The sequence below is a fragment of the Paenibacillus sp. FA6 genome (genome assembly GCF_051550225.1).
In the GTDB taxonomy this organism is placed as follows: Bacteria; Bacillota; Bacilli; order Paenibacillales; family Paenibacillaceae; genus Paenibacillus_AQ.
The window spans coordinates 1748070-1774444 of the sequence record NZ_CP188820.1 but is presented as its reverse complement, the minus strand read 5'-3'; the positions used below and the strand labels follow the sequence as shown (position 1 = coordinate 1774444).

Annotated in this window: 23 protein-coding genes and 1 pseudogene; 3 read left to right on the top strand and 21 right to left on the bottom strand. The window is 41.4% G+C overall.

Annotated features, from left to right (window positions below):
- Nucleotides 1–111 precede the first annotated feature (111 nt).
- Together ACP8HI_RS08165 and ACP8HI_RS08160 are read left to right on the top strand one after the other, a co-directional pair.
- Entirely contained in the window at nucleotides 112–978 is an 867-nt protein-coding gene (locus tag ACP8HI_RS08165) for a pentapeptide repeat-containing protein (RefSeq protein ID WP_438350606.1), read from the top strand.
- Between the two features lie 125 nt (nucleotides 979–1103).
- Complete coding sequence (locus ACP8HI_RS08160) at nucleotides 1104–2135, top strand: phosphotransferase (protein ID WP_438350605.1); 1032 nt, start codon at nucleotides 1104–1106, stop codon at nucleotides 2133–2135.
- Between the two features lie 20 nt (nucleotides 2136–2155).
- Here ACP8HI_RS08160 and ACP8HI_RS08155 read toward each other — a convergent pair whose 3' ends face one another.
- From ACP8HI_RS08155 to ACP8HI_RS08095, 13 genes are all read right to left on the bottom strand, one after another.
- Nucleotides 2156–3286, bottom strand: a complete 1131-nt coding sequence (locus ACP8HI_RS08155) for a cysteine desulfurase family protein (RefSeq protein WP_438350604.1) — start codon at nucleotides 3284–3286, stop codon at nucleotides 2156–2158.
- 33 nt (nucleotides 3287–3319) lie between these two features.
- Complete coding sequence (gene mnmH / locus ACP8HI_RS08150; RefSeq protein WP_438350603.1) at nucleotides 3320–4360, bottom strand: tRNA 2-selenouridine(34) synthase MnmH; 1041 nt, start codon at nucleotides 4358–4360, stop codon at nucleotides 3320–3322.
- A gap of 58 nt (nucleotides 4361–4418) precedes the next feature.
- On the bottom strand, nucleotides 4419–5477 hold the full coding sequence (gene selD / locus ACP8HI_RS08145) for a selenide, water dikinase SelD (RefSeq protein ID WP_438351754.1): 1059 nt from the start codon (nucleotides 5475–5477) through the stop codon (nucleotides 4419–4421).
- Between the two features lie 158 nt (nucleotides 5478–5635).
- Nucleotides 5636–6667, bottom strand: a complete 1032-nt coding sequence (locus ACP8HI_RS08140; RefSeq protein ID WP_438350602.1) for an LCP family protein — start codon at nucleotides 6665–6667, stop codon at nucleotides 5636–5638.
- A gap of 34 nt (nucleotides 6668–6701) precedes the next feature.
- Nucleotides 6702–7316, bottom strand: coding sequence for an undecaprenyl-diphosphatase (locus tag ACP8HI_RS08135; RefSeq protein ID WP_438350601.1), 615 nt, complete (start codon nucleotides 7314–7316; stop codon nucleotides 6702–6704).
- A 218-nt stretch (nucleotides 7317–7534) separates the two neighbouring features.
- A complete protein-coding gene (locus ACP8HI_RS08130) occupies nucleotides 7535–8653 on the bottom strand; it encodes an FtsW/RodA/SpoVE family cell cycle protein (RefSeq protein WP_438350600.1) in 1119 nt (372 codons plus the stop codon).
- A 10-nt stretch (nucleotides 8654–8663) separates the two neighbouring features.
- Nucleotides 8664–9794, bottom strand: a complete 1131-nt coding sequence (gene ftsW / locus ACP8HI_RS08125) for a putative lipid II flippase FtsW (RefSeq protein WP_438350599.1) — start codon at nucleotides 9792–9794, stop codon at nucleotides 8664–8666.
- Between the two features lie 45 nt (nucleotides 9795–9839).
- A complete protein-coding gene (locus ACP8HI_RS08120; protein ID WP_438350598.1) occupies nucleotides 9840–10373 on the bottom strand; it encodes a hypothetical protein in 534 nt (177 codons plus the stop codon).
- Between the two features lie 107 nt (nucleotides 10374–10480).
- A complete protein-coding gene (locus tag ACP8HI_RS08115; protein WP_438350597.1) occupies nucleotides 10481–11863 on the bottom strand; it encodes an ATP-binding protein in 1383 nt (460 codons plus the stop codon).
- Between the two features lie 4 nt (nucleotides 11864–11867).
- Nucleotides 11868–12563: a response regulator transcription factor gene (locus ACP8HI_RS08110; protein WP_438351753.1), complete on the bottom strand. Its 696-nt coding sequence runs from the start codon at nucleotides 12561–12563 to the stop codon at nucleotides 11868–11870.
- A gap of 170 nt (nucleotides 12564–12733) precedes the next feature.
- A complete protein-coding gene (locus ACP8HI_RS08105; RefSeq protein ID WP_438350596.1) occupies nucleotides 12734–12973 on the bottom strand; it encodes a DUF896 domain-containing protein in 240 nt (79 codons plus the stop codon).
- Nucleotides 12974–13022: 49 nt separating this feature from the next.
- Complete coding sequence (locus tag ACP8HI_RS08100) at nucleotides 13023–14015, bottom strand: LLM class flavin-dependent oxidoreductase (RefSeq protein WP_438350595.1); 993 nt, start codon at nucleotides 14013–14015, stop codon at nucleotides 13023–13025.
- Nucleotides 14016–14058: 43 nt separating this feature from the next.
- Entirely contained in the window at nucleotides 14059–14541 is a 483-nt protein-coding gene (locus tag ACP8HI_RS08095) for an RrF2 family transcriptional regulator (protein ID WP_438350594.1), read from the bottom strand.
- Nucleotides 14542–15072: 531 nt separating this feature from the next.
- Here ACP8HI_RS08095 and ACP8HI_RS08090 point away from each other — a divergent pair.
- A pseudogene (locus ACP8HI_RS08090) lies at nucleotides 15073–16349 on the top strand (transposase).
- Nucleotides 16350–16576: 227 nt separating this feature from the next.
- Here the strand turns inward: ACP8HI_RS08090 and ACP8HI_RS08085 are convergent.
- The 8 genes from ACP8HI_RS08085 to nfsA all read right to left on the bottom strand — a co-directional run bounded on the left by ACP8HI_RS08085 (nucleotide 16577) and on the right by nfsA (nucleotide 26350).
- Nucleotides 16577–17359, bottom strand: coding sequence for a cardiolipin synthase (locus tag ACP8HI_RS08085; RefSeq protein WP_438350593.1), 783 nt, complete (start codon nucleotides 17357–17359; stop codon nucleotides 16577–16579).
- Between the two features lie 15 nt (nucleotides 17360–17374).
- The gene (gene gpmA / locus ACP8HI_RS08080) at nucleotides 17375–18070 is read right to left on the bottom strand and encodes a 2,3-diphosphoglycerate-dependent phosphoglycerate mutase (protein WP_438350592.1); all 696 of its coding nucleotides are present in this window, start codon (nucleotides 18068–18070) and stop codon (nucleotides 17375–17377) included.
- Between the two features lie 230 nt (nucleotides 18071–18300).
- A complete protein-coding gene (cysK, locus tag ACP8HI_RS08075) occupies nucleotides 18301–19245 on the bottom strand; it encodes a cysteine synthase A (RefSeq protein WP_438350591.1) in 945 nt (314 codons plus the stop codon).
- A 53-nt stretch (nucleotides 19246–19298) separates the two neighbouring features.
- Nucleotides 19299–21185: an ABC transporter ATP-binding protein gene (locus ACP8HI_RS08070; protein ID WP_438351752.1), complete on the bottom strand. Its 1887-nt coding sequence runs from the start codon at nucleotides 21183–21185 to the stop codon at nucleotides 19299–19301.
- A complete protein-coding gene (locus ACP8HI_RS08065; protein WP_438350590.1) occupies nucleotides 21166–22935 on the bottom strand; it encodes an ABC transporter ATP-binding protein in 1770 nt (589 codons plus the stop codon). The genes ACP8HI_RS08070 and ACP8HI_RS08065 overlap by 20 nt, the downstream gene beginning before the upstream one ends.
- A 113-nt stretch (nucleotides 22936–23048) precedes the next feature.
- Nucleotides 23049–24017, bottom strand: a complete 969-nt coding sequence (locus ACP8HI_RS08060; protein WP_438351751.1) for an aldo/keto reductase family protein — start codon at nucleotides 24015–24017, stop codon at nucleotides 23049–23051.
- 50 nt (nucleotides 24018–24067) lie between these two features.
- Nucleotides 24068–25420 carry an LLM class flavin-dependent oxidoreductase gene (locus ACP8HI_RS08055; protein ID WP_438350589.1) on the bottom strand — a complete coding sequence of 451 codons (1353 nt, stop codon included), beginning with the start codon at nucleotides 25418–25420 and terminating at the stop codon, nucleotides 24068–24070.
- 177 nt (nucleotides 25421–25597) lie between these two features.
- The gene (nfsA, locus tag ACP8HI_RS08050; protein ID WP_438350588.1) at nucleotides 25598–26350 is read right to left on the bottom strand and encodes an oxygen-insensitive NADPH nitroreductase; all 753 of its coding nucleotides are present in this window, start codon (nucleotides 26348–26350) and stop codon (nucleotides 25598–25600) included.
- Nucleotides 26351–26375 lie beyond the last annotated feature (25 nt).

Below are 26375 nucleotides of genomic sequence, written 5' to 3'. Positions count from 1 at the left end.
GCGGTTAATACTTTCATAGGCCCACGCATTGACAGAGAAAATATTCAGTAATACTATATAAGAATCGAATAAAATTCCATTTTTTATATTATAGTAAAGGAGGGTCACCCATTGTCTGAGAATCACGAACATTCAGAATCTTCCTCTGACAGGAGTCGCTCTAGTCTGCGATCTGAATGCGAGAACTGCTTCGGCTTGTGCTGTGCCGCACTGCCATTTGCAGCTTCAGTAGACTTCGCGATCGACAAAGACGCTGGACAGCCCTGCATTAATCTGCAATCAAACTTCCGCTGTGGCGTTCACATAAACCTTAGGCAGTTGGGATTTCGAGGTTGCACTGTTTATGAGTGCTTCGGAGCGGGACAAAAGGTTTCCCACAACACCTTCAGCGGACACGACTGGCGGCAAGCACCAGAATCCGCCAAGCAAATGTTCAAAGTGTTCCCGATCATGCGGCAACTCCATGAACTGCTCTGGTATTTGACCGAAGCGCTGACGTTGCAACCGGCTCATTCCATCCAAGATGCGCTTAGCTCCGCGCTCGATGAGACGGAACGCCTTACCCATCTCAGCCCCGATGATCTCATGGAGCTAGACGTGGTAGCGCATCGGGCAGATGTCAATGCGCTACTCATGCGGACCAGTGAACTCGTGCGCTCTGATAAGAATGATCTGCCTGGACGTAAGAAGTTCCAAGGTCGAGGTTCCGACCTCATTGGGGCCAAACTAAAAGGTACTGACCTAAGAGGGGCTAGCTTAAGAGGCGCCTACCTTATTGCCGCTGACCTCAGAAACGCCGACCTAAGAGAGGCTGATCTTATTGGGGCTGATTTCCGAGATGCTGACCTCAGGGGTGCCGACCTTACTACCAGTATCTTTCTCACCCAATCCCAGCTCAATGCTGCGAAGGGCAATAACGACACCAAATTACCACCTTCGCTCACTCGTCCGACGCACTGGTCCACGATTGGGGTCTAGGATAGCTGCCGGCATTGACTACATACGACGCAATATACTAGATTCGACCAACACTCCTGATAAGAGTGCGTAAAATATGCTATCATGAGTAAACTCATAGTAGATAGATTGGTAGGTAGATTAATTTGGAACATAATATGAGCATCATTGCTCAAGGTTTAGCCGAAGTACTTCAACGCGGAAAGGTATGTCATTTAGAGAACGGTTCTATGACAGATGCGGAACGTGGGTGGTCTGGTGCAGAGGTACGTCGTATAGAGGTTACTTACGACAATGGCAAAAAGGAGAGCGTGATATTTAAAGAAGCTGCTCTAAAAGAACGCATGACCATGAAAACGTTAACCGACCAGGGCCATCGGAACACGCCCGCCGCTTTTTCACTAGATATAGAAACAGATGAGCCTAAATGGATGGCGATAGAAGATTTGGGAAGTATTAAATCTCCTCCGCTTGGCGTAGATTGGTCGCCAAAGGTTGCGGAGGCACTAGCCAGAATCCATGCCCGTAATATGCATAGAGGTTCGGAGATGCTGTGGCTCCCCCATGCTGACCGTCATTATTGGGAAGATTATTTAGTTAAGCAAGTGTCGGTGGACCATTTTGAAACGCTTATGGAGCAAAATCCCGAATTCCGCAGGGAATTTGGCGCGTATTTGCCATCGTTGCGTGATAAAGCCAACGCTTTTGCACATGATATGGCGGCTTTGTACGATGAGAAGGAAAGCCTGACTCTCACGCATGGAGATTTGCAGTCGGTAGATGGTTCCCACATCCATTATTATAATGGAAAACCATATTTTATTGATTTCGGATGGTGCTATTATGCACCTTTTTATATTGACCTCGCCAGTTATTGTAACCTTGAGGATGCCAAACTTTATTACAACGAATTAATTGCAAACGGTATATCACTTAGCTATGATGATTTTTATGAAAGATTGAGGGCAGCATTTCGTTACTCTGGGTTGATATACCTATGTCCCAGTATTATACAATGGTCTCACGGGTCCACAGAACTAACAGGTAAACGTCTGCTTCATATGTTGAAGATTGTACTTACAGGCGAATTTCCTGAGCGTAGGATTGATTACTCTAGTGAGCTTTTCGCAAAGCTACTTGAGGAACATAAGAACGGTACACTTCATAAGCTCAATTAGAACGAAGAAGGCTACTGATCTCAATGAGAACGGTAGCCTTCTTTTATATTTTTCTTCAATTCATTAATAACAACATCAACTTCAGCCATCGTCGTATATCTACCCAGACTGAATCGAATCGCACCCTGTCCAATTTCATCTGAAACCTTCATGGCTTTTAGTACTGGCGAGATCGATGTTTCTCCAGAATGACAAGCAGAACCAGTAGATGCGGCCACATTTTCAAGGGATGCTATCACTTCGTGACCAACTGTCCCTAGGAAACTGATATTGAGCGTGTTGGGCAATCGCTTGTGCGGATGACCATTTAACGTGATCTTATCTCCAAAAGTATCCTGTAGTCTTCTATAGAAATAGTCTGTCACTTGCTTAACTTGATTTCTAGTAGCTGGGTCTGAAGCGAGCTCGCATGCTTTTCCTAATCCAATCATATAGGCTGTATTTTCCGTTCCGGCACGTCTCCCATTCTCATGTCCGGCGCCATGAATCAAAGGTTCAATGTTAATTCCATCTCGAATATACAATGCACCAATGCCTTTCGGAGCATATAATTTATGTCCCGCAATGGTTAAGAAGTCCACTCCTAAATCATCCACATCCAAAGGTACCTTTCCTGCAGACTGTGAAGCGTCTGTATGGAACAGTACATCATATTCACGACACAAATCGGATATTTCTCTGATCGGTTGGATCGTTCCAGTCTCGTTATTAGAATGCATGACGGATACTAGAATCGTCTGGTCCGTAAGCTGCTGTCTAACGTCGTCTACGTTAACCATCCCATACTGATCAACAGGTAAATAAGTGATTTTATAACCCATCTGTTCTAGAAACTGACAAGGTTGTATAACTGCCGGATGCTCAACTGCGGATATGATGATGTGATTACCCTTTTCCCTGTAGGTATGAGCCACACCTTTAATCACTGTGTTATTCGATTCACTTCCTCCGCCAGTAAAAAGTACCTCCGTCGGTTCACAATGAAGAAAATCAGCAACCTGCATCCTTGCTTGTTCGATCTTTAATTTCACTTGCTTCCCTAATATATGGCTACTTGAAGGGTTTCCAAAATGACCATAAATATATGGAATCATAGCATCTGCGACTTCTTTATCGACAGGTGTTGTAGCATTATAGTCTAAATAGATCATGTCTTCGCCCCCCTTTAGAGGTTGTTCAAAAAGTTATCTTTCGTTCATTTTTTCTAAATAAGAGATAACCGCAGCCTCGGCTTCATCCACATTATTTACTGAGAAGGTGATTCTGTCGATTTCCTCGGAATGATTGGACGAATGGTCGTATCTAGGATCATAATAATGCTCCAGTAGTAGCGCCACAGCCTCACCGAACATATTAGCGTGCAAGTTCCGTTCGATCTCCGCTGCAACCGGAACGTGGATACGAGATTTGATACCCAGAAACGCTGTAATATATTGCTCTTTGAATTGTTCTGGTCTGTAATCCTCAAGAATTTGCTGAACTCTAGATTGCATCGGCATCTCTATCCAAATCTGTGTTCCGATATCTTTCTGCTGAGCCATGAACTGCGGCAGAGCGATCTTTCCAATCCTTTTACTCTCCGCTTCAAACAGAACATAAGGGGATTTCTCTAGTGCAATCAACTCCTCGAATAAAAGACTATCGAAGGTTTTCTGATTATTCGCATGAAGTCCGATCTGTCCGAATATCGAACCGCGATGACCTGCCATTCCCTCTAAATCTAATACCGGATGACCTAGACCCTTCAGGCGGTGCAACAGATTTGTTTTACCCGTACCCGTATTCCCATGAATAGCATAAGACTTCAACTTGAAGTCGTAGTTCTCCAGTCCGTCTAATACCCATTTACGGTAAGCTTTGAAGCCACCGATCAGCCGGTAAACGTGAATATCCATTAAAGAAAGCACCGTTGCCGTCGTTCGGCTTCGCATGCCTCCCCTCCAACAGAATACGGCCTTATCCCCTTGAATCGCTCCAAACTCTTTAATGAAGGCAGGCAGCTTAGCCGAGATAATCTCCAAACCGCGTTCCTTCGCAGCATGAACACTTACCTGTTTGTACAGTGTACCTATTTCAGCCCGCTCCTGATCATCGAAGAAAGGGATATTCAGACTGTCAGGCAATGTTGAGTCTTTATATTCAGAAGGAGAGCGGACATCAATGGTTGTCATCTGCTTCTTATTCTTTAGCGCTCTTAACTCTTCTAGCGTAATGTCTTGAAACATCAGTCTCTCACCTCGTATATCTAACAGTCATCCATAGCGTTTGATTAGTTTCCGATTCTTATTGTGCAGCTATAACCGCAATCTGACCCGGGTGATCATTCGTTACTTCTCCGATTAATGCAGCTTCAACACCCGCATCCACAAGCTCTTTAAGTAATTGTTCGCTTTGTTCAGGTGCGATGGCAATCAATAATCCGCCTGATGTCACTGCATCACATAATATGTAGCGGCTAAGCTGGTCCATCTCTTCTGGATAAAGAATGGAGCCTTCTAAATAAGCATAGTTGTTCTTTGTCCCCCCTGGAACAAAGCCTTTCTCAGCAAGCTCTCTTACTCTAGGCAACATAGGTACATCGTTTTCACGGATAATTAGCCCCATCCCGCTTCCTTTCGCCATTTCTGAGGCATGTCCCAATAATCCGAAGCCAGTAACATCCGTACAAGCATGTACTTCATACGGCGCCATAATTTCAGCAGCAGTCTTATTAAGCGTAGACATGACAGAAGTAAGGCGTGCTGTTTCTTCCAAGGATAACTGATCTTTCTTTATAGAAGTAGTTAAGATGCCAACACCGATTGGTTTCGTCAAAATCAGCTTGTCACCGGCGCGCGCAGCCGCGTTCGTCCTTACTTTATCTGGATGCACAAGTCCTGTAACTGCTAAACCAAACTTCGGCTCTTTATCGTCAATGGAATGACCACCTACAAGCGTAGCTCCTGCTTCCTGCACTTTGTCCGCTGCTCCACGCAAAATATCTGCAAGGATGCTTTTGTCCAGAACAGAAATAGGAAATGCTACAATATTAAGAACTGTAAGTGGCTTTCCACCCATGGCGTAAATATCACTCAAAGCATTGGCCGCTGCAATTTGACCAAATGAATAGGGATCATCTACAATCGGTGTGAAAAAATCGACCGTTTGCACTAATGCGAGTTCATCACTTAAACGATATACTCCCGCATCGTCACTTGTATCTAGTCCAACTAGCAAATCGGGATTTGGGACGGTAGGTGGCAGACTGCGAAGTACTTCCATCAGATCTGCAGGACCTATTTTACAACCGCAACCCCCTTTAGTAGATAATGAGGTCAACTTTATAGTTTCAGCTTGAGACATCATGACTCAGCTCCTTTAGTATTAAATGAACAACATTTTTAATTTTACACGATGTAACTAGCATTGTACAAAATATATACATACTTCATTAGCGTCTTATACTGCTTGGATTACTTTTCTTAAACTAAAAAGGAGCCTTAAGGCTCCTTTTTAGTTTATTAATCCCATACCCCAACAGCTTCCAAGTTGAGCGGACTTTCTGAACTGACACCAGCCTCATCACGCAGAGCAGACAACGCATGTTGCAAATCCTCTTTGTCCACGTAAACATAGGGGCTTTCCCAACGGGACCCCAATTGTAATGAACGAATATGATCCGGTTTGATTTTCGGGAAGTTGAAGACCCATTGTTGAAGATCGGATTCAGGAATATCTGACTTCACATTGTCACCGATGATGTCCAATACATTTCCCCATTGGGAAACCCCTTGGAAAGTCCCCAATTTATCAATAATCTGCTTGATCACTTGCTGCTGGCGATCGTTGCGTTCGAAATCGGAAGACTCCCGGGTTCCTTGATTCGATTTGCGATACCGTACGTAGTCAAGCACTTGTTTACCAGTAAGAGTCTGTAAGCCTTTTTTTAATTTGATTTGAGTCCCGTCTGTGGAATCGTTATATTTCATATCCATATCGACATCCATTTGTAGCCCGCCAAGCGCATCAACCATCTGCCGTAACGCGTCAAAATTCACCACAACCATATGATCAATCGGAAGATCTAGCAAATCGCAGAAAAAACGCTTTGTATTCGGAATAACTTCTGACTTATCCTTTATATAATAGTAGGCATAATAATAATTGGCTTTGCGGGAAGGCAATGATTTAGGTTTTAGTAGCAAATCACGCGGCAGGGACAAGAGACTCGCAGAATGGGTTTGCGGATTAAAACTGATTAGCATAAGAACATCCGTATTCATCAACCCGCCACCACCTTCCCGACTATCTGTACCCGCAAGAAGAATTATCATAGGTTTGATCGATTCCTTATTTACATTACTGGATGGTTTATCAGCTAGATCGTTAGCAGGCTGAAGGCTTTCTGAAGCCGCAATACGTTGAATCGCAGCATCCGCTTTATAATATATATACCCAGCATAGATTCCAGCTCCAAGTATGAGCGATAATATGACAAGGTACATGATCATCAGAACTTTACGTATTGTTATTCTTTTGCGTTTAACAGACATGATTTCCTCCACTCAATCCGATTAATATTCCATTTCAGAAATTAGATGACTGACCCTTTTTATAACGGATTCCCATCTTTTTCTCGACTTTTTCATACAGATGGATGCTAGCGTTCAAACATCTATGTGCTACAGACCATCGCTTAAACATCTGATAACATATGACCGCGCTGATGGCACCTATGAATGCCCCCGCAATGACATCGCCAGGATAATGAACACCATTCCAAATGCGCGAGAATGCAATTAAACTTGCCAATACAAGCCAAATGGATCCCTCCTTTTTACGAAATAACCATATGCCTGTTGCAATGACAAAAGCCCCAATCGAATGATCACTTGGAAATGAAGCATTTGCGGAATGTTCAATCAACTGGTTAACCGTATGATGGACAAAAGGTCTGTCCCTATAGAAAAAGTGAGAAAGGATACTCCCCAGTCCAAATCCAATACAAGCTGCAAACAGCGTTGTTATGACCATCTTCCTATTCTTATGAATGAGAGTAAACCAATACACAATAACACCCAAGTAAAATAGGTATTCAGCTTTTTCCGATAAAAATCTCATCAATGGATTTAATGCAGATAGAGTTACTGCTCCTTGATTAATAAATTGAAATACGAGTTCATCTATTTGCGATATGCCCAATTGCACAGCCTTCTTTCTATTTCTATATTTATTCTAATATTGCGAGTTCAAAAAGTCAGATTTTCAGCACCAAGAAGATTGGATGAAGCAAGGGAGTGAGGAGCGGAGCGTAGGCAGTACCTACGTGAGCACCGGAAGGACCGGCTGAATTCAATATTTGATGTCGAATACGCCCCCCGCAATACTTCGTGATCAAAAGATGACTTTTTGAACTTCCTCTAATAGATCTCATCTTTATGAATGTTGACACTTAACACCAAGCCCATCGCAATCATATTGCTAAGTAATGAGCTTCCTCCATAACTTATGAAGGGTAAGGAAATACCCGTCAGGGGTACCAAACCGATATGCATGCCAATATTAACGATAATTTGAAAGACTAACATTCCGATAAGCCCGATAACAAGATATGATCCTGCAAGTTCCCTACTTTCCATGACGATATGAACCATACGATACACGAGTAGGAAATATAGCAGCAACAGCAACGAAGAACCGATAAAACCATATTTCTCGCCTATAACCACAAAGATCGAATCGGAATATGCATAAGGAACGAACCCTCTACCTACTAAAGATCCTTCACTTCCAGTCAATCCTCCCGAACCTATCGCATACATCGCGTTTTTAACATGCCATGATTTATCTGGATCGCTAGTTGGGTCAAGAAAACTCTGAATTCTTGATATTTGATGTGGCTCTACAATCTTAGATAACAATTCGAAGTTGGCATAGTAGAGCCATAATATGCTACCAATCGTTATGATCATCATACTGATGAACAGAATCATATATAATGAACGGATGTTACCAATCCACAACATACTAAGTAGCACGCCCACAAAGACGAGAGAAGTTCCTAAATCTGGTTGCTGCATGATTAAGATGATTGGAATCATGAAAATGATACAAATGGGTAATAGATCTTGAAAAAGACGGAGTTTCTCTCCCGCTCGCTTACCCAATAAATGAGCAATGAGCAGTATGGTAAATATTTTAACCAATTCAGAGGGTTGAAGCTGAAAGTGCCCAATCGCTAGCCAACGAACCGCACCGTTAATGTTCTCTCCGGTAACCTTAACAAGAACTAGCATCCCTATGCCGATTCCATAGAAAAGGTAGGACAGCTTCCCTATCAAAATTGTATAATCTAGCAAAGAGAGAACCAACATCGGAATGAAAAATGCACCGAATAGATATAAATTACTAATATGAAGACCTTCTAAATGGGTATCCATTGTGGCTCCATAAATAGCAATGGTACCCATGGCAACAAGACAGAACATAATAAACAGCGTTAACTTATCCAGTTTCGCGATTTTGCGGATGTTAATCATATGACAACCTCTATTTTGTAGAATTTCCATACTTTTCTTGACGTTTTTTATTGTTATCTCGTGAAATACTGAGTAGAATTCCAGTACTCGCTAAACACAGAATGAGCGAAGATCCCCCATAACTAATAAAGGGCAGCGGCACTCCCGTAATGGGCAGGCTGCCAGTTACAGCTCCAATATTCAACAAGAATTGAATAAATATCATCATAACGATGCCCATCCCTAGCATGACTCCGAATGGATCACTACTCCTTATTGCTGCAATAAAGCCTCTCCAAATAAAAAGGAAAAATACGATCATGAGCAGTAATGTGCCCACGAACCCGAATTCCTCGCCAATGACAGCAAAGATAAAATCGGTATGTGCTTCCGGTAAATAAAATAGCTTCTGTACACTTTGACCGATTCCTGTCCCTGTAAGGCCTCCATGCCCTAATGCATAGAGCGACTGAATGAGTTGATACCCGGAGTCTTCTGGACTATCAAGTGGATTTAGAAAAGAGCTGATTCGTTGGAGTCGATAGCTCTTACTAAGCGCAAGATAAACAAAAATAGGGATCATCACCAAACTAAGGATCAGAAAATGGCGCAGATCAACACCACCAATAAAAAGGATCGTTACTGCAATAAAGAACAAGATTAATACAGTACCGAAATCTGGTTGTTTCATGACAAGCAGCAGAATGATGCCGATCATCATCATAATAGGGAGTAAGCCTCTCTGGAAATTTCGGATGTGATCTCCTTTTCTACTGACTAATGCCGATAAATATACGATGATGGATAACTTGGTAAACTCAGCTGGCTGCAAATTAACACCACCCAGAACAAACCACCGTCTCGCGCCATTTATGTTCGTTCCCCCTATTAAGACGAGAACAAGTGCCAGTATTGAGCACAGGAGCAAGGTCGGCGCCGTTTTCTTCCACCATGAAAAAGGAATACCCATAAAAATAAACATCACAAATAATCCGATGAGCGCAAATACGCCTTGCTTCATGACGTAGTGCCACGGACTATTGTGTTTAATCATGCCCATCGGAGAGCTTGCGCTAAAAATCATAACCAAGCCAAAACCAACAAGCAATATAGTTAAAAAAAGAAGTAAAAAATCAGGGCGCCCTCTAATTTTACCGTTCAAATCAAGGAACACCTCCATTGCTCTCACTACAATCCAAGTGAATGATTACTCAAGTTCGAACTTGCCCTGATAATCTTTCTTGGATAACAGCTCCAACATATCTTCACTTAACCCATAAATATCCAGTCCATTTCCTGCCGCACCCAATGACCAACCAAGTATGAGTTCGGATCGCCCATCATCATTGATATCTTGAAATCCAGCATACTCCAAGCCATAACCAAATCCCTTGACTTCCGAGATCATTCGCCACTCCTCAAGATGCTGCTTAAACAGCGCCGCTTTTAACATTTTACCTGTCGCATTATTTTCTTCATATACAACGACAGCTTCATTGATACCGTCTCCATCCATATCTCCGAATGAGATGTCATTGCCCTCTTCTCCTTGCTTGGGGGTTAACAATTGGACTTCGTCGGGCAGTAATTTAATGAGTTCATGACTCATTTCGTATCGCTGAATGCTCGCTTCCGATAATGGCGGCTTAATCATGTCTATAGGTGTTGCGGGAATCCCACATCCTCCGACCAAGATTAACATAGTCAACATGATAACTATTCTAATTAGTTTGTTGAGCATTCTGAGTACCTTCCCCTCGCTTCTCAAGGTTACTTACTATTCTAACTCTGGATGGGAACGAAGTGGTTATGAAATAGTTAAATTTGAACTTCTTTTTGAACTTCCCCTTATAGTGGTAGATAGATATGGACTATCGTTCCCTTGCCTACCTTACTCGTTATTCGTAATTCACCATGATGTAGCTTAATGATCTGATCGGATATGGACAGACCCAATCCGCTGCCAGAAGCATGTTGATCACCTTTGTAGAATTTGTGCAGGACATTCTCTAGATCTTCCTCAACGATTCCTGAGCCTGTGTCCTCAACAGTAATAACAACTTGTCCCAGAGCTGTGTGTGCCTGAACAAGGATTCGACCAGAGGAGTCTGTAAATTTGAGTGAATTATCAATTAGATTAATGAATACTTGCTTTAAACGATTCTCATCTGCTTGAATAGTGGGTATTGTTTCGTCTACTTGCATTTCGAGTGAGATCCCTTGTCGCGCAGCTCTTGGGGCAAGTTGTCTGCCAATATGATGAAGTAATTCCGATAGATGGACAGGTGCGTATTGTAAGACAATTCTTCCGTTATCCAATTTAGAGAAATCTAACAGTTCATCCACCATACGTGTTAACCTGTCACTTTCAGATTCAATAATCTCAAGACCTTCGTGAAAAAGATGTTTATTGGCGCCCCCATTCGATTTCAACGTAATCACCCAGCCTTTAATCGACGTTAGTGGCGTACGCAGTTCATGAGATACGGAAGAAATGAAATCATTTTTAAGCTGCTCGCTCTTTAATATTCTACTTGCCATCATATTTAACGTATCTGCCAAGGAACCCAACTCATCTTGGTAGCGCTTATGTACTTTTATGCTAAAGTCCCCTTCTGTCATCCGGTCTGCTGCCAGTTTAAGGTCCTTAATTGATCTCGTAATGGTCCAGGACAGCAATAGACCAAGAACGGTAACAATCACAATAACAAGCATACCGACACAGATCAGAACAACTGTAATTTGATTAACCGTATTTAGTGTTTCAGTCAAGGATGTGACGAACCTGACTGCCCCCACGGTAATATCATTGGCTTGTAAGGGAAAAGATACCGCTAATATAGCCTCTTGGGTTGAAGGGTCCTTCCCTTTCCAAATAGCAGGTTGTCCCTCAATAGCCGCTTGCACATCTACATACTTGATCATGATGTTGTCACCTTGAAGTCCATTAGAGTCCTGCAGAAGTCGACCCGCTGGATTAATAATCTGCACTTGCGCATCGGAATTGTGTGCAAACCCTTTCAATAATCGATCCGATTGTTTCTCTAGATCCTCATCGGCGAAATATTGCTGATAAAAAGAAGCGGATAGCTCCGCTTGATTCATCAGGATTCGTTCAACATTATGAAGGTAATAAAATCTCACGGAAACGATGAGAAAGATCTCAAGAATGAGAACAGTCAGGAAAATGACGACAACATAACTTCCCACTAATCTTTTCTGAATACCCATATCTTCAACCGTCCTTCCTGAAGCGGTATCCGAGTCCCCATACCGTCTCGATCCAATGTGGCTTGGAGCCATCATCTTCAATCTTCTCTCTTAACTTTCGCACATGGACATCAACCGTTTTAGGATCTCCAATATAATCCTCTCCCCATACGAGGTTCAATAATTCATTCCTGGATAGTGCTGTATCGGGATGTTCTAGAAAGGTTCTAATCATTTGGAATTCCTTCGGCGTTAATTCAATCACGACGTCATGTTTGAACACCTTATTCGCATTCAAATCTATCCGAATTGGACCGGATTGCAGTACAAGTCTTTGCGGTTTGAAGGAAATCTCTGTACGCCGCAATATCGCTTTAATTCGTGCTATAAGCTCTAACGGATTAAATGGTTTGACAATATAATCGTCAGCACCAATTTCAAGTCCCTTAATTTTATCCAGATCTTGTCCGCGTGCAGTTAAAAAAACGATGATGATCGCAGGGTCCATCTCTCTTAGCTTCCTGCAGATTTCAAATCCATCGGCATCCGGCAACATAATGTCTAGAACAACAACGTCGGGTCGATTCGTTGTGAAGCTCTGTAACGCCACTCCCCCACATGCAGCCTCACTCACCACAAATCCGTTATTGATTAGATTTATCGATATAAAACGTCTGATATTATTATCATCTTCAACAATAAGTACTTGATTTCGATTCATAGTATCCACGATTCTCACCCCCATATCTGTATTCCTAGCAAGTGAAATGCAAAAAAAGGTTCTCCCTGTAAAGAGAGAGCCTTGAGTTCAGAACCATAAACGATGGCATTTATCACATGTGGGGATATTACTCTAAATTGATCCGCTTGTCAAAAAAGGGTAGGTTCGTGTCATATATATTTATTTTTATCCACTGATTTTTCTTTCTCTATACGAACTTTATCCGGTGTAACATCATTTCCCAGTGGATCGAGCACAGTCAATCCTGAAATGGTATTGAGAACTTGTCCTCGAATTTCACGTAAGTAGTCTTCACGCAATCCTTGTTGCTCAACTCGCTCACTAAGAGTCAGACCTTCTCCACGCTGTTTTCTTGCTAATTCATTAATTCGATCTAAACTTTTAATCATCTTAGTCCCTCATTCCTTTATATGATTTTCTCTATTTCTTTATCGAGACTTACAACAGTTCACGCGCCAATAAACGATAAACTTCCAATCGTTTCTCTTGTGAATGTGGAATGCTGCATATCATGGCCTCATCAAATCCATACTGCTCTTGTTCTTCTTGTAACCTCGTTGCTATTTCTTTCACTGATCCCACAAGATGCAGTTTTCGACTTTCTTTCATTTGCATGCGATCCATTTCGGTCAACTGATACTTCTGAGCTTCCTCTGGGGTTAATAATTGTTTGATTTGGCCCTTCATCATCATTAAGCGAAAAAGATCCTGCGGTAGCGCTTCGAACTCCGCTTCTTCTTTCGTTTCAGCGGTTGTCACCATGTAAGTCACATTAATTTCAGGTTTATCCATAAATGCTGAAGGTTGAAAGTTATTTTTGTAGGTATCTAGAATCTCTTTGGTCATAGCACCATTGAAGAACTGTGCAAAAGAATACCCAACGCCCATCTCCGCTGCTTTCAGCGCACTACTGCCGCTCGAACCCAACAGCCAAGCCTCTGGCAGAACAATTTGGGACGGTATCGCGATCGTTTTATTGTATAAGTCATCTTGTGGTACTTCGTCATTGATCAACTTCAATGTAGTATCAAATTTAGTATACATGTTGTTCAACATGAGTTGACGTCCTTCAGATAAACTGTACATAGCGTTGGTATCCCCACCTGGAGCTCGACCCACACCGAAATCAATCCGACCAGGGGAAAAGGCGCTGAGTGTTTTGAACACTTCGGCAAGTTTCAATGGGGAATAATGCATCATCATAACTCCCCCAGTACCGATACGGATATTTCTGGTTTTAGCGGCCAAATGAGCTGCTGTCACTTCAGGCGCGGAGCTTGCAAACGAATTTGCACCATGGTGTTCTGCCATCCACATACGAGCGTATCCTAACTCATCTGCCAATATAGCCAGTTCTTCCGCCTTTTTCAATGCGCCCTCTGCCGTGTTCCCGATGGTTATAGGTGCTTGATCCAATACACTTAATTTCATATATTTAACTTCCCTTCCTTATCAAATCTACTTCCTATCCCTTTTACAAAACCATTTTTTCGTTAACCCATGATTGTAAAGATTCCATCTTTGATTTAAAGCGGTCCTTGTGATTATCATCGAACATCGATGCAACCGTTTCCCTTTTCAGTACAGATTTCCAAGAAGATTCAGCTTCTTCCATTAATTCAGTTAACAAGCAACATTGATCCTCTGCTTGTAGCTCAAGCATATCGTTAAAAATACCACTAGCAGAATAAAGCGTCTGCTGTCCTTCAATAGCAATATATATATCGTATATCCGAATTTCTTCAGGTTTTTTCTTTAATTTGAACCCTCCCTTTACTCCAGGGACAGAAGTAATTAGATCCGCACTGACTAACTTTCTTAACAGTTTTTGAAAATAGGTTGCTGAAGCTCCCAATTGTTGACTAATCGCCTCTCCAGGTAATACTGCTTTATCTGGCAGCATATTCAATAAAATAATGGCATATACAGACTGTTCAACGCCTGTTTTCATATGCATGTATATCACCTCTATTACCTTTTGTAATGTGCGGATTATCAACGTCTGCTCCTAACGCGGACAATGCTTATCCCCTTTGTGAAATACTATATTAGTTTCTTTCAAAAGTAAACTAAATATAAAAAGACAGCATATCACTACACTGGTACCCATAGACTGGACAATTGAAAAAAAGGTGTTCAAGCTATGAGGCCACTGAAAAAGTCCCTACTAATTTGAGACCTATACACCTAAGGAATCAGTTGTAACTACGAGGAATATTTGGACTTCCGGCCGCTGTTGTCTCCATATTTCTTGAATTGTACCGCTGTTAGCAGATGAAATCCGGAGACAAAGGCGGTCGCTATCGCTCCTACAGTTCCAAATTCCCCCTTCGCTACGCTCCTCTAATGTTTTTTAGATTCAAATTATACAGGCGTCTTTTAGAAGGCCTTGAGAACTCCATTTCAGGACACCCTTCCTCGATCTTTTCGAGGAAGAGTGTCCTGTTTTGCTGTATAATAATTGTATTAATTCTAGGTGGTGACTCGGATGATTCCAAACCAACAATCCCTCAACCTCAGTCCATTTATGGCTATTTACGATATCGTCGTACCTAAAGATAATATGCTACGACAAATAAATGACCTCGTAGATTTTTCCTTTGTGCATGAAGAATTACAGAATAACTATTGCCTCGATAATGGTCTTAACGCCGTGCCTCTGATTCGTATGTTTAAATATTTATTACTCAAGTCGATCTTCGACCTATTCGAGGTGGATGTCGTGGAACGATCTAAATATGACATGTCCTTTAAATATTTCTTAGATATGGCGCCAGAAGATGGCGTCATCAATCCGAGCTCTTTAACGAAGTTTCGTAACTTCGATTGAAAGATGTAAACTTGCTCGACATACTTATTCAAAAAACAGTGGGAATCGCATTGGAAAAAGAAATCATAAAAAGCAGCGCGATTATTGTGGACGCTACACATTCCAAAGCACGTTACAATCAGAAATCTCCCAAAGAAATTTTAATGCAAAAGTCCAAACTGCTACGAAAATCCGTTTATCAAATCGATGAAAAAATGAAAGATAAATTCCCATCAAAAATAACAACTAACGAATTAGAAGATGAACTGAAGTATTGCCGAAAGGTCATTCATATCGTGGAAAAAGAAGAATCAATTCGCGAATATCCCAAGGTAAAAGAAAAGCTAAACTATTTAAAAGAGATTGTAGAAGATCATCAAGAGCAGCTTCAACTCTCAAATGATCCAGATGCACGTGTGGGTCATAAAACAGCCGATTCCTCTTTCTTTGACTATAAAACATATCTTGCTATGAATGAAGAACGTATAATTACAGTAGCGGTGATTACGACGGGTGAAAAAAATGATGGAAAACAACTTCAAACACTGATTGAAAAAAGCCGTGAAACGGGTATGAAGATTGACACCGTCAATGGAGATACTGCCCATTCTGAGAAAGATAATATCCAATATGCCAACCACAACGAATTACAATTAGTGTAAAAATTAAATCCTAATATTACACACGGAATTCGTAAAAAAGAAGATGAATTTGAGTTTAATAAAGATGCAGGTATAGAACATAAAGAACAAGAGGTATTTCAGAATAGCGATGATTCCAAAGAGAAATCAAAAGAGCGTTATAAAATCGATGCAAAAAATAGTGAACTTAAACACAGACACGGGTATGATGTGGCGTCCTCCTCGGGTCTAATTAGCATGCAAATGCAAGGTGCCATGGCAATATTTTCTGTTAATCTCAAGCGAATCATTACACTCATGAAAGAATCAAAGTAAAAGAATAAAGAGAATGGCGATATTCCGTTCAAATTCGAACGGAATATCGCCTTTTTAATTTAAAACATATCTTCAACAAATTAAAAACGTAAGTTTTTTAGTGGCCTCGTTCAATACAGGAATCACCTATTGTTAACTGCCTAATCATTCTTAACCGCTCTTTTTTTAGTGTCCTTGAGGTGGGGTCCAGATTATTACTTACTGCACCTGTTTTTGGTTTATAAAATTTATTTCTCAGTGGTTATTTCATTAATTAATTGATCAAGACTAGTTCCACTTATACTGTCAACAATGTAACCTTCCGTCTCATTAACAATGTTTACATTTTTTTTGTCTGTTTTAAAAGACTTTGTACTTGTTGCGCTATTTCCAATTAGATTGGATTGCAATGTTGCAGTATCATTTTTATCGAGCTTGATTGAAAAAGGTTCAATTGCTCCATAGTAGTTGCCAAAATCAGAATCCACATTCAAAAATAGAATGTATTTACTGCCTATATCAGGTTCTATGTAAAGGAAATCCTTATTATCAAAGTTGTATTCTTTTGATGATGTTGCTTCTTTAACAACTAAACCTTCATTATTAATGATCTCATTATTCTCTTCGTAAACCATGCGTGTTGAATATTTATGATTTACTAAGATACTTGTATCTTTAAGATCACCTTTCAAAATTTCATTAACTTCGAAATTATACAAATGTCCTTCCATATAACTATCTTTAGCTTCTAACTCAACATTGTTTGGATCTCTTAACATATTCCATTTTGAATCAAAATTCTTGTACTCACCAATAACAACGAATTGAGCTTCTCTTGTCATTTCCCCTAAGTTGCTAGCCACCGGAAAATCGTAATGGGTGATTATGGTTTCGTCATTTTTTGTTATTGCAGCAGTGGTCGGCGTTCCAGTGGGACTTTTTGTGGATTTATTGTCAATAGTCTGATAAATAATTGAGGCAAAAACAATGGCAGGAAGGGCAATCGATATAATTAAAGTTTTCTTTTTCATTTTTTTAAACTCCTTTCACATAATTTTAATAACCAATTGCTGAAATGCCGTTTTTATCATCAGTCTGAGGTGTGTCACGAGTGGTATTCCCGTTGGAATATTTAAATCTGCTATACCGTCTGAGGGGATGTTATCGAGGTATTGAACAAGTCCTCGAATGGTATTTCCATGAGCAGATATAATAATTTTTTGGTTAGAGAGTATCGAAGATTTAATGACTTGTTGCCAGTAATTTAGTACTCTTTTCTCTGTGTCCTCCAAGTTTTCAGTTAAGGGAATTTGCCCGTCTATCTCTTTGTATCGTGGGTCAAGTCCATCGTATCTCGTATCACTAAGTCCAAGTGCAGGTGGTCTTACATCGACCGACCTTCTCCAAAGATGAACTTGCTCTTCACCATATTTTATAGCTGTTTCAGCTTTATTCAATCCTTGGAGTGCACCATAGTGCCTCTCATTCAACATCCATGACTTATGTACTGGAATCCACATCAAATTCATTTGATCAAGTATGATCCATAAAGTTCTTATGGCTCGTTTAAGAACAGAAGTATAAGCCACATCGAATGAGTAACCATTATCTCTCAATATTTCTCCAGCTCTTCTTGCTTCAACAAGACCATTTTCCGATAAATCAACATCGGTCCAACCCGTAAATCTATTTTCCAGATTCCATTCACTTTGACCATGACGAACGAGCACAATTTTTCGCATTTAAACACTCCTTTATTCGATTTTTCATTCGCAAACCTCTTAATGATTCGAAATTCAGGTTGTATATATGATTAATACTGAATCTGATCTAACTCATTGTAAAAAAAAGTCTTCTTCTAAAGATAATAACATATGGAGCTAGTATAACGTAGTGGACACAATAGATCATATATACCAAAAAGCAGGTCAAGGTAGTTTACCCCGGACCTGCTTTTTGGTTGAACATATTCTTAGAGCTGTTGCTCCTCCTGGTATAGCACCGTTGACAGGTAGCGCTCTCCGTTGCTCGGAATAATCACGACGATACGCTTGCCCACACCTAACCTACTGGCGAGTTGCAAAGCGGCATATATGGCTGCCCCAGAGGAAATTCCACCCAGTATACCCTCTTCCCTCGCTACGCGTCTAGCTGTTTCGAACGCCTGCTCATTGCTTATTTGAATAATCTCATCATAAATATCCGTATTCAAAATGGAAGGAACGAATCCTGCTCCAATCCCTTGAATCTTATGCGGTCCTGATGATCCACCCGATAGCACCGGTGAAGCTTCTGGCTCAACTGCAGAAATGTGAATATTAGGAAACCTTTGGCGTAATACTTCTCCCGCTCCAGTAATCGTTCCACCCGTTCCAATTCCCGCTACGAAACCATCCAGCTCACCACCTAACGATTCAATGGCCGCTACAATTTCAGGGCCTGTCGTTTCACGATGAATTTTCACGTTTGCCGGATTATCGAATTGCAGAGCAGGGAAATATTCTGGGTGCTTGATGGAGAGCTCATTTGCTACCCGAATAGCTCCGTTCATCCCTTCCGATCCAGGCGTCAATACAAGTTCAGCCCCGTATGCGCGAAGCAGGTTGCGACGCTCAAGACTCATCGATTCCGGCATAACCAGAATGGCTTTATATCCTCTAGCAGCTGCGACAAGCGCTATACCAATTCCTGTATTGCCACTCGTAGCTTCAAGAATCGTGTCGCCCTTCTTCAGCTTTCCTTCACGCTCCGCCTCTTCAATAATACTGATTGCGATACGATCTTTCACGCTACTACCGGGATTGAAGAACTCCAACTTCAAATAAATGTCCGCACTTCCTTCAGGTACCACATGGTTTAATCGAACTAGAGGTGTTCGACCAATTAAATCCGTAATATTATTTACTACAAGCGTCATTTCCTTCTACCTCCCATATATTATTTCCCCTTCAACAAATTCTGGGGCCGTCACTACCTTATATCGATTGCCAAATGTCCTATAGAATGTTGATAGAGCTCTTCATAATGGCCTTTTTGATCCAGTAGCTCCTGATGATTGCCCTGCTCGACAATTTCTCCTTGACTCATGACAATGATCCGATCTGCCTGCATGATGGTGGACAATCGATGTGCAATAACAATCGTCGTTCTGTCTTTCGAAACAATTTGTAGTGCATTCTGAATTAATTGCTCCGTTTGTGAATCCAAATTCGCACTAGCCTCATCCAAAATGAGAATTTTCGGTTTAAATACAATGATACGAGCAAAGGAGATCAACTGTCTTTCACCAGCAGACAAGCTGCTACCGCGCTCAGAAAGCTTCGTCTCATATCCGTTACTCATTTTTCTGATAATGGTGTCTGCTCCGACGAATTCACAAGCGTGTATAACCTCCTCTGTGGTAATGGTATCGTCGAACATTCGCACATTATCTATAATGCTTCCTGAGTAAAGATAAGGCTCTTGCTGCACCAAGCCCACTAATCGATGTAAAGTTGCCTGTGGAATATGTCTCACATCCGTCTCATCAATCCGAACGTTACCTTCATTCACATCATAGAAGCGGCACAATAAGCTAATCAGTGAGCTTTTTCCAGCCCCCGTCGTCCCAACAACACCAAGGAGTTCACCAGCTTGAATATGCAAATCCAGATTGCGGATGATAGGATTACCTTCTTCGTACGAGAATGAGATATGATCGAAATCAATTTTTCCCTTCACATGCTCAGAAATTAAATGGTTTAACTCACTGTTACCGCTACCGGCTTCTTTCTGATAGTCTATGGGTTGCTTCTCAGTTCTCAATGTTTCACTATCCGTAATTTCCGGATTGATGGCGAAGATAGACCAAATACGACTGATGGCAACGGTAGCTGATTGGAGCGTGTTCCACTGCTGTGTAATCGTATTGATAGGCTGGAAAAACTGACGAATATACGTAATAAATGCATATAGAACACCAAATTCAAGATTGTGCCCTAACACAGCATTACCGCCAATCCATGTCACTAACGCAATGGACAGATTACTCAAAATATCAAAGGTACGACCAAAGACGACATTCGTTCTTATTTCACGAATATTTGTACGGAAGTAGGATTCATTCCGTTCATCGAATTGCTTCAGTTGCTCCTTCTCCTGATGAAACACCTGTACCAAATTCATCCCCGATAAGTTCTCTGCTACAAATGCCACCATACGAGACAATCTCGTTCTAGCAAGTTGATACGTCTTACGCATAAACGGGCGAAAAGCCATGGCAATTAAGAAAATAATCGGTAGTAAAATTAAACAATAAAGTGCCAGTGTTGTATCCAGTTGGAACATCAATATGATAATGAACAGTAGCGTCAGGCCATCTCGGAACAAGCTCAATAACACTTGATTGAAAAACTGATTGAGCGCCTCCGTATCGCTCGATACGTGAGTAATCAAACTGCCGCTAGACATACGGTCGAAATACCCCATAGATTGCTTTAAAATATGTCCGAATAGCTGCTTGCGGATCTTGGCTACAATACTCTGACCGATATGCTGAAGCAAATTGCTTTGCAAATACGTAAATAGAAAACTTGACAAGGTTAATCCCAAATAAAATGCACCTATCTTTAGAAGTCCTGCGAAATCATTTTTGCCTGCCAATAAATTATCATCTATAGCGATCTTCATTAAATACGGTTGCAGCAATTCCGAGGATATCGCAATTAATGTACAGATGAAGACACCAATAAATTTCCAGAGATGCGGTTTCACATATCCGGATAATGCACGAAAGGCTGAAACATACTGTGGCTTCTGCTCTGGCATATTAGGATCAGCCTTCTGATCCTGTTGCCAGTTATGAATTGCCTGCTGCATCCGCATGTTGATGTTGACTCCCCTCCTCCTGAATAGAATGAAGTGTTGCATAGAGTCCATTCTGTGCGAGCAACTCCTGATGAGTACCGCGTTGCACAATAACGCCTTCATCTAACACAATAATTTCGTCTGCATGCTTAATCGCACTAAGGCGGTGTGCAATGATAATTGTTGTTTTTCCAATTCTCTCTTTCTGTATTGATTCAATAATATCTGTCTCGGTTACAGCATCCACTGCGCTGACACTATCATCAAGTATCATGATCGGCGCTTCCTTAATGAGTCCGCGAGCTAAGCTCGTTCGCTGCCGTTGACCACCTGATAACGTTAATCCGCGTTCACCAAGCCTTGTTTCAAATTGATACGGAAGATCAATAATATTATCGTAAATTTGAGCTTGTTGCGCAGCAGTCACTACTGCCTTGAATTCTGCATCTCGTTTGTAAAAAGATATATTTTCCCTGATTGTCGTACTGAACAAGAACCCATCCTGAGGAACGTAACCAATCTGCCCTCGCAGGCTTTCAAGCGTCATCTCTCGGATATCCGTATCGCCATAAAAAATAGTTCCTGGCGGTGGATCATAGGTACGTAGCAATAACTTCATTAGCGTAGTCTTACCACTACCTGTACGTCCGACAATACCTAGCGTCGTTCCGGGATGAATGTCCAATTGGATATCCACTAGCACTTTATTAGATGATTCTCCATACGAGAATGATAGGTTTCTTATGGATATACCTGCACTATTCATATCGATCGATCTTGCATTCTCTATTTCTTCAATATCCGATTTCTTAGAAAGTAGATCATTTAACCGCTCGACCGAAGCACGTGAACGCTGAATCGTATTAATGACATTACCGATCTGCTGCAAAGGATTCATAAGCATCCGAATATAAAGCGTCAACGCTATAAAATTCCCGAATGTAATTTCATTCTTAATGGTTAAGTAGCCGCCGAAAGCAAGTGCAATAATTAATGAGAAGGCACCTAATGAAGGAATTATTGCTTGAAAGAATGAGGATACGCGCACTAAACGTAATTGGTGGTGGCGAATTTGATCAACCGTTTCACCGAATCGATGATTCATAATATCCTCTACTGCAAATTTTTTTGTTACGCGAATGCCGCCAAACTGCTCTTCCGCCGTTTCTGTCATTGTTCCAAGTGCTTCCTGTACCTTATATGATCGCTGCCTTATGATTGGACCTAGACTAGTAACGATCCATGGAATAATGAGGAGTGGAATGATAGAAGCCAGAATTAAATAGTACGGAATACCGCTTAATAGCATCATTGTTACTGCCGAAATCAATAAAATGATCGCATTCGCTGATGCATTTACCCCCATCGCTATCGCTTCTCTCACGGAAGTCACATCATTCATAAAGTAACTCAGCAGCTTGCCAACACCGTTCGACGAATAAAAATTCTCACTTAATTGTGTGAAATGCTTAAATAATCGGCCTCTAGCCATGAACTCGAATTTTCTACCCACATACATCACTAAGTACATGGCTAAGCCATTAAATAGAACATGACCTACACCAATGTAGAGAAGCTGTAAACTGTACTTTTCAATCAATTCAATCGTCAACCCGCCTATACTTAACTTGTCAGTAAATTCTCCTAGAACCTTCGGGTAATTAACATTAATGACATTTGAGCACAGATGGAAAAAAATAGACAATAGATATACATACCACGTCTTTCTGAAAAAGTCTGACAGTATTCGCTGTGATTTCAATAAAACGATCACTTCCTAATCTTGAAGTTTATTCTTCATACCAAAATCCAGTAAATAGTCGTTCTTTTACTGGATCCTAGTTATATTTTCAAGCAGAATGTTATTGCCCCGCTCTAGGAAGAACGCCCAGATAAAATAGGCTCATTATCAATGATCGAAGCAATATATTGTAGCGTAGGCTCATTCAACACAACATCGGATGCAGCTGCATTCTCTACAACCTGCTCTGGACGACTTGCGCCGATTAAAGCACTAGAGACATTAGGTTGGCGCAGGATCCAGGCTAATGCTAGCTGACTAACTGTAATATCAAGTTCTTGTGCAATATCCGTAAGCTGTCTAACCTTCTCCAACTTATCGGCAGTAATATGTTTACGGAAGTTCTCATGAAGAGCTGCACGCGATTCATCTGGAACCTGGTCAACGGAAGTGTATTTACCCGTTAGAAGTCCTTGAGCAAGAGGAGAGAAAACAACCTGTCCGAAGCCCTTCGTCGTACCTAAAGGAATGATTTCTTTCTCAATATAGCGTTCAAACAAATTATAGATGGGTTGATTAACTACGATTCGATCTAACAAAGACTTATCTGCAATGGCGAAGGCTTCGGTAATTTGTGCTGCAGACCATTCGCTCACGCCTACATAAAGTACCTTTCCTTGGCGTACTAAATCATCGAATGCGCGCAAGGTTTCCTCAAGGGGAGTCTGCGGATCAAAACGGTGACTGTAATACACATCCACATAATCGACACCCAAGCGTTTCAAACTGGCATTGGCTTGCTCAATAACATGTTTTCTAGATAATCCGCGATCGTTAGGTCCGTCACCAATTCGCCCATGTACCTTCGTAGCCAACACATAGGATTCACGAGGATAAGCTCGCAATGTCTCACCGACTACTCTCTCTGCCTCGCCTTTCGCGTAAACATTAGCTGTATCAAAGAAATTAATACCAAGATCATATGCTGCTTGTATCGATTTAACTGCATTCTCACGTTCAACATAACCACCGTAGGTTAACCAACTTCCTAGACTGATTTCACTTACTTTCAGGCCGCTAGCTCCTAAATTACGATATTGTATAGACATATTAACTTCCTCCTTCGATTTATAAGTATTCAATGATTTGACAACTATACTTGCTCGACTTGCCTACCCAATGCCCATATTGCCTTATTGATATTATCAGGGCGTGCCAAACCAAGATTTTCACGAAGCGTAGTTCCCTCATATGAGGTACGGAATAGACCTCGGTTTTGCAATTCAGGGATAACCTTATCTACAAACGTTTCAAAGCCGCTGAAATAAATATGAGGCAAAATGTTAAAGCCGTCTGCTCCTCTCTCCTTGAACCATTTCTCTATAAAGTCGGCTGTCTGTATGACAGAGCCTGTGAACGATACATGTCCATGACCTGCAGCACTTCGAGCAAGAAATTGACGAATCGTCATATTGTCTCTTCGCGCGGCATCAACTACAACTTCTTGTCTACTTGTTATGCCGGTCGTGATCGATCCGTATGGCTTTACTTTGTCAACTGGCACGAGGTCATCGAGCGAATACTCCGATAAATCAACCTCAAAATAGTTGGATAATCGCTGCAGAGATTGCTTCGGATTAAGCAGTGCATTAAATTCATCCTCAATATCTCGTGCTTCAGCCTCCGTATCTGCGACAATTGGACTAAGCCCAGGCATAATAAGCATTTGCTCTGGCGTCCTGGCATATTTCTTCAACCGTGCCTTAACATCTGTGTAAAACTCCTGTGCAGCTCCGAGCGTTTGCTGCGCTGTGAATATCACCTCCGCTGCTTTCGCAGCTAATTCCTTTCCTCTATCCGACGATCCGGCTTGAACGAGCACTGGATGACCTTGGGGTGGACGTGGAATGTTCAGCGGCCCTTTGACTGAATGATATTTCCCTTGAAAGTTTATTTCGTACACTTTGCTCGTATCAATCGCGACTTCGTTCTTCCTATCGTAAATAAGCGCATCCTCTTCCCAGCTGTCCCATAATTGCTTTACAACCTCTACGAACTCATCACCCATTTCGTAGCGCTGTGCTACATCAGGATGCACGGACTTGTTGAAGTTGCTAGCGTCTGTTTGCGAATGACCCGTAACAATATTCCATGCAGCCCGTCCCTTGCTTATGTGGTCAAGCGAAGCGAATTTGCGTGCAACGTGATAAGGATCATTGTAGGTTGTGCTGACTGTCGCAATGAGACCCACATGCTTCGTTAATGCCGCTAAACCAGACAACAGAGTAAACGGTTCTAGTCTTCTTCCGAGACCTGAATAGTTATCTGCCATGAATAACGAATCCAACAGACCTCGCTCTGCTATTCTGGCGATTGTCGCATAATACTCTAGATCAAGATCTTCTTTCGGATTCGATTCGGGATGTTTCCATGCACCGGAATGATGACCAGCCCCTCTTAAGAAAACATTCAAGTGCACCTTCCTGTCCAGCGGCTCTTCACTCATTTCCCACACCTCAATTCATCGTTTTAACAAAAAAAAAGGAGACTTAGCCTATTTGGCTAAATCTCCGGTTGTCCGGTCAATCTATTCTTACTATATACAGTTGAATACTATGTTTTAATTTTATTACGATACATCTTTATTGTCAATAGTATAAATCTATAAGCTTCTTGAGTAAATTCACTTCAATTCGAACCCTTGACCAAGCAAGTAACCGTGTAAATGATCGCGAAGACGCTCTTGATTGAATCTTTTTAGCATTTCTTTTGACCATATTGTATCTTGATCCCCGCCCTTTCCACCAGCCCTACGAGTCGCATAATATTCATGAGTAATTGCATCATACTCCTCAATATCTCCGAGCTGACCTTCTTCATGGTATACCTCTTTATGGTAAACCGCCGTTAGCGGCAATCTTGGACGAATATCAGGCTCTTGATCGGGAACCCCTATACATAGACCAAAGACTGGATATACAAGAGGTGGCAACTCCAATAGTTCGGATACTTCCTTTGGATTAAGGCGAATACCTCCGATATATACGATACCGTATCCAAGCGATTCAGCCGCGATTACTGCGTTTTGAGCAGCCAATGTAGCGTCAATGGTGCCTAGTAGAAATAATTCTACATTTTGATGCATCTTTGTATCTTCATGGAGCTCAATTGCAACTTTAATTCTGTTTAAATCCGCACACCATACGAGGAAAACACTACTTTCAATGATATGTTTCTGATTCCCAGCAAGCTCCGCAAGAAGCTTCTTCCTCTCAGGATCCCTAATGGCTACTACACTGTAGGCTTGAATGTTCGACGAAGTAGAAGCAGCCTGCGCGGAGAGTAGAATTTGTTCCAATTCATTATCCGAAATAGGATCCGGTTTGTACTTACGAATCGAACGATGATTCTTCAATAATTGAATAGTTTCATTCATTTCTAATATTCCTCCCATTCTATGT

Bases quoted from the DNA above. Each gene is read 5' to 3' on its own strand.
- ACP8HI_RS08100 (WP_438350595.1), bottom strand. From the start codon at position 14,015: ATGAAATTAAGTGTATTGGATCAAGCACCTATAACCATCGGGAACACG.
- ACP8HI_RS08110 (WP_438351753.1), bottom strand. From the start codon at position 12,563: ATGAATCGAAATCAAGTACTTATTGTTGAAGATGATAATAATATCAGA.
- ACP8HI_RS08055 (WP_438350589.1), bottom strand. From the start codon at position 25,420: ATGAGTGAAGAGCCGCTGGACAGGAAGGTGCACTTGAATGTTTTCTTA.
- ACP8HI_RS08085 (WP_438350593.1), bottom strand. From the start codon at position 17,359: ATGAAAAAGAAAACTTTAATTATATCGATTGCCCTTCCTGCCATTGTT.
- ACP8HI_RS08095 (WP_438350594.1), bottom strand. From the start codon at position 14,541: ATGCATATGAAAACAGGCGTTGAACAGTCTGTATATGCCATTATTTTA.
- ACP8HI_RS08115 (WP_438350597.1), bottom strand. From the start codon at position 11,863: ATGGGTATTCAGAAAAGATTAGTGGGAAGTTATGTTGTCGTCATTTTC.
- nfsA (WP_438350588.1), bottom strand. From the start codon at position 26,350: ATGAATGAAACTATTCAATTATTGAAGAATCATCGTTCGATTCGTAAG.
- gpmA (WP_438350592.1), bottom strand. From the start codon at position 18,070: ATGCGAAAAATTGTGCTCGTTCGTCATGGTCAAAGTGAATGGAATCTG.
- ACP8HI_RS08105 (WP_438350596.1), bottom strand. From the start codon at position 12,973: ATGATTAAAAGTTTAGATCGAATTAATGAATTAGCAAGAAAACAGCGT.
- ACP8HI_RS08140 (WP_438350602.1), bottom strand. From the start codon at position 6,667: ATGTCTGTTAAACGCAAAAGAATAACAATACGTAAAGTTCTGATGATC.
- ACP8HI_RS08130 (WP_438350600.1), bottom strand. From the start codon at position 8,653: ATGATTAACATCCGCAAAATCGCGAAACTGGATAAGTTAACGCTGTTT.
- ACP8HI_RS08120 (WP_438350598.1), bottom strand. From the start codon at position 10,373: ATGCTCAACAAACTAATTAGAATAGTTATCATGTTGACTATGTTAATC.
- selD (WP_438351754.1), bottom strand. From the start codon at position 5,477: ATGTCTCAAGCTGAAACTATAAAGTTGACCTCATTATCTACTAAAGGG.
- cysK (WP_438350591.1), bottom strand. From the start codon at position 19,245: ATGACGCTTGTAGTAAATAATATTACGGATTTAATTGGTCGAACACCT.
- ACP8HI_RS08070 (WP_438351752.1), bottom strand. From the start codon at position 21,185: ATGCAGCAGGCAATTCATAACTGGCAACAGGATCAGAAGGCTGATCCT.
- ACP8HI_RS08155 (WP_438350604.1), bottom strand. From the start codon at position 3,286: ATGATCTATTTAGACTATAATGCTACAACACCTGTCGATAAAGAAGTC.
- mnmH (WP_438350603.1), bottom strand. From the start codon at position 4,360: ATGTTTCAAGACATTACGCTAGAAGAGTTAAGAGCGCTAAAGAATAAG.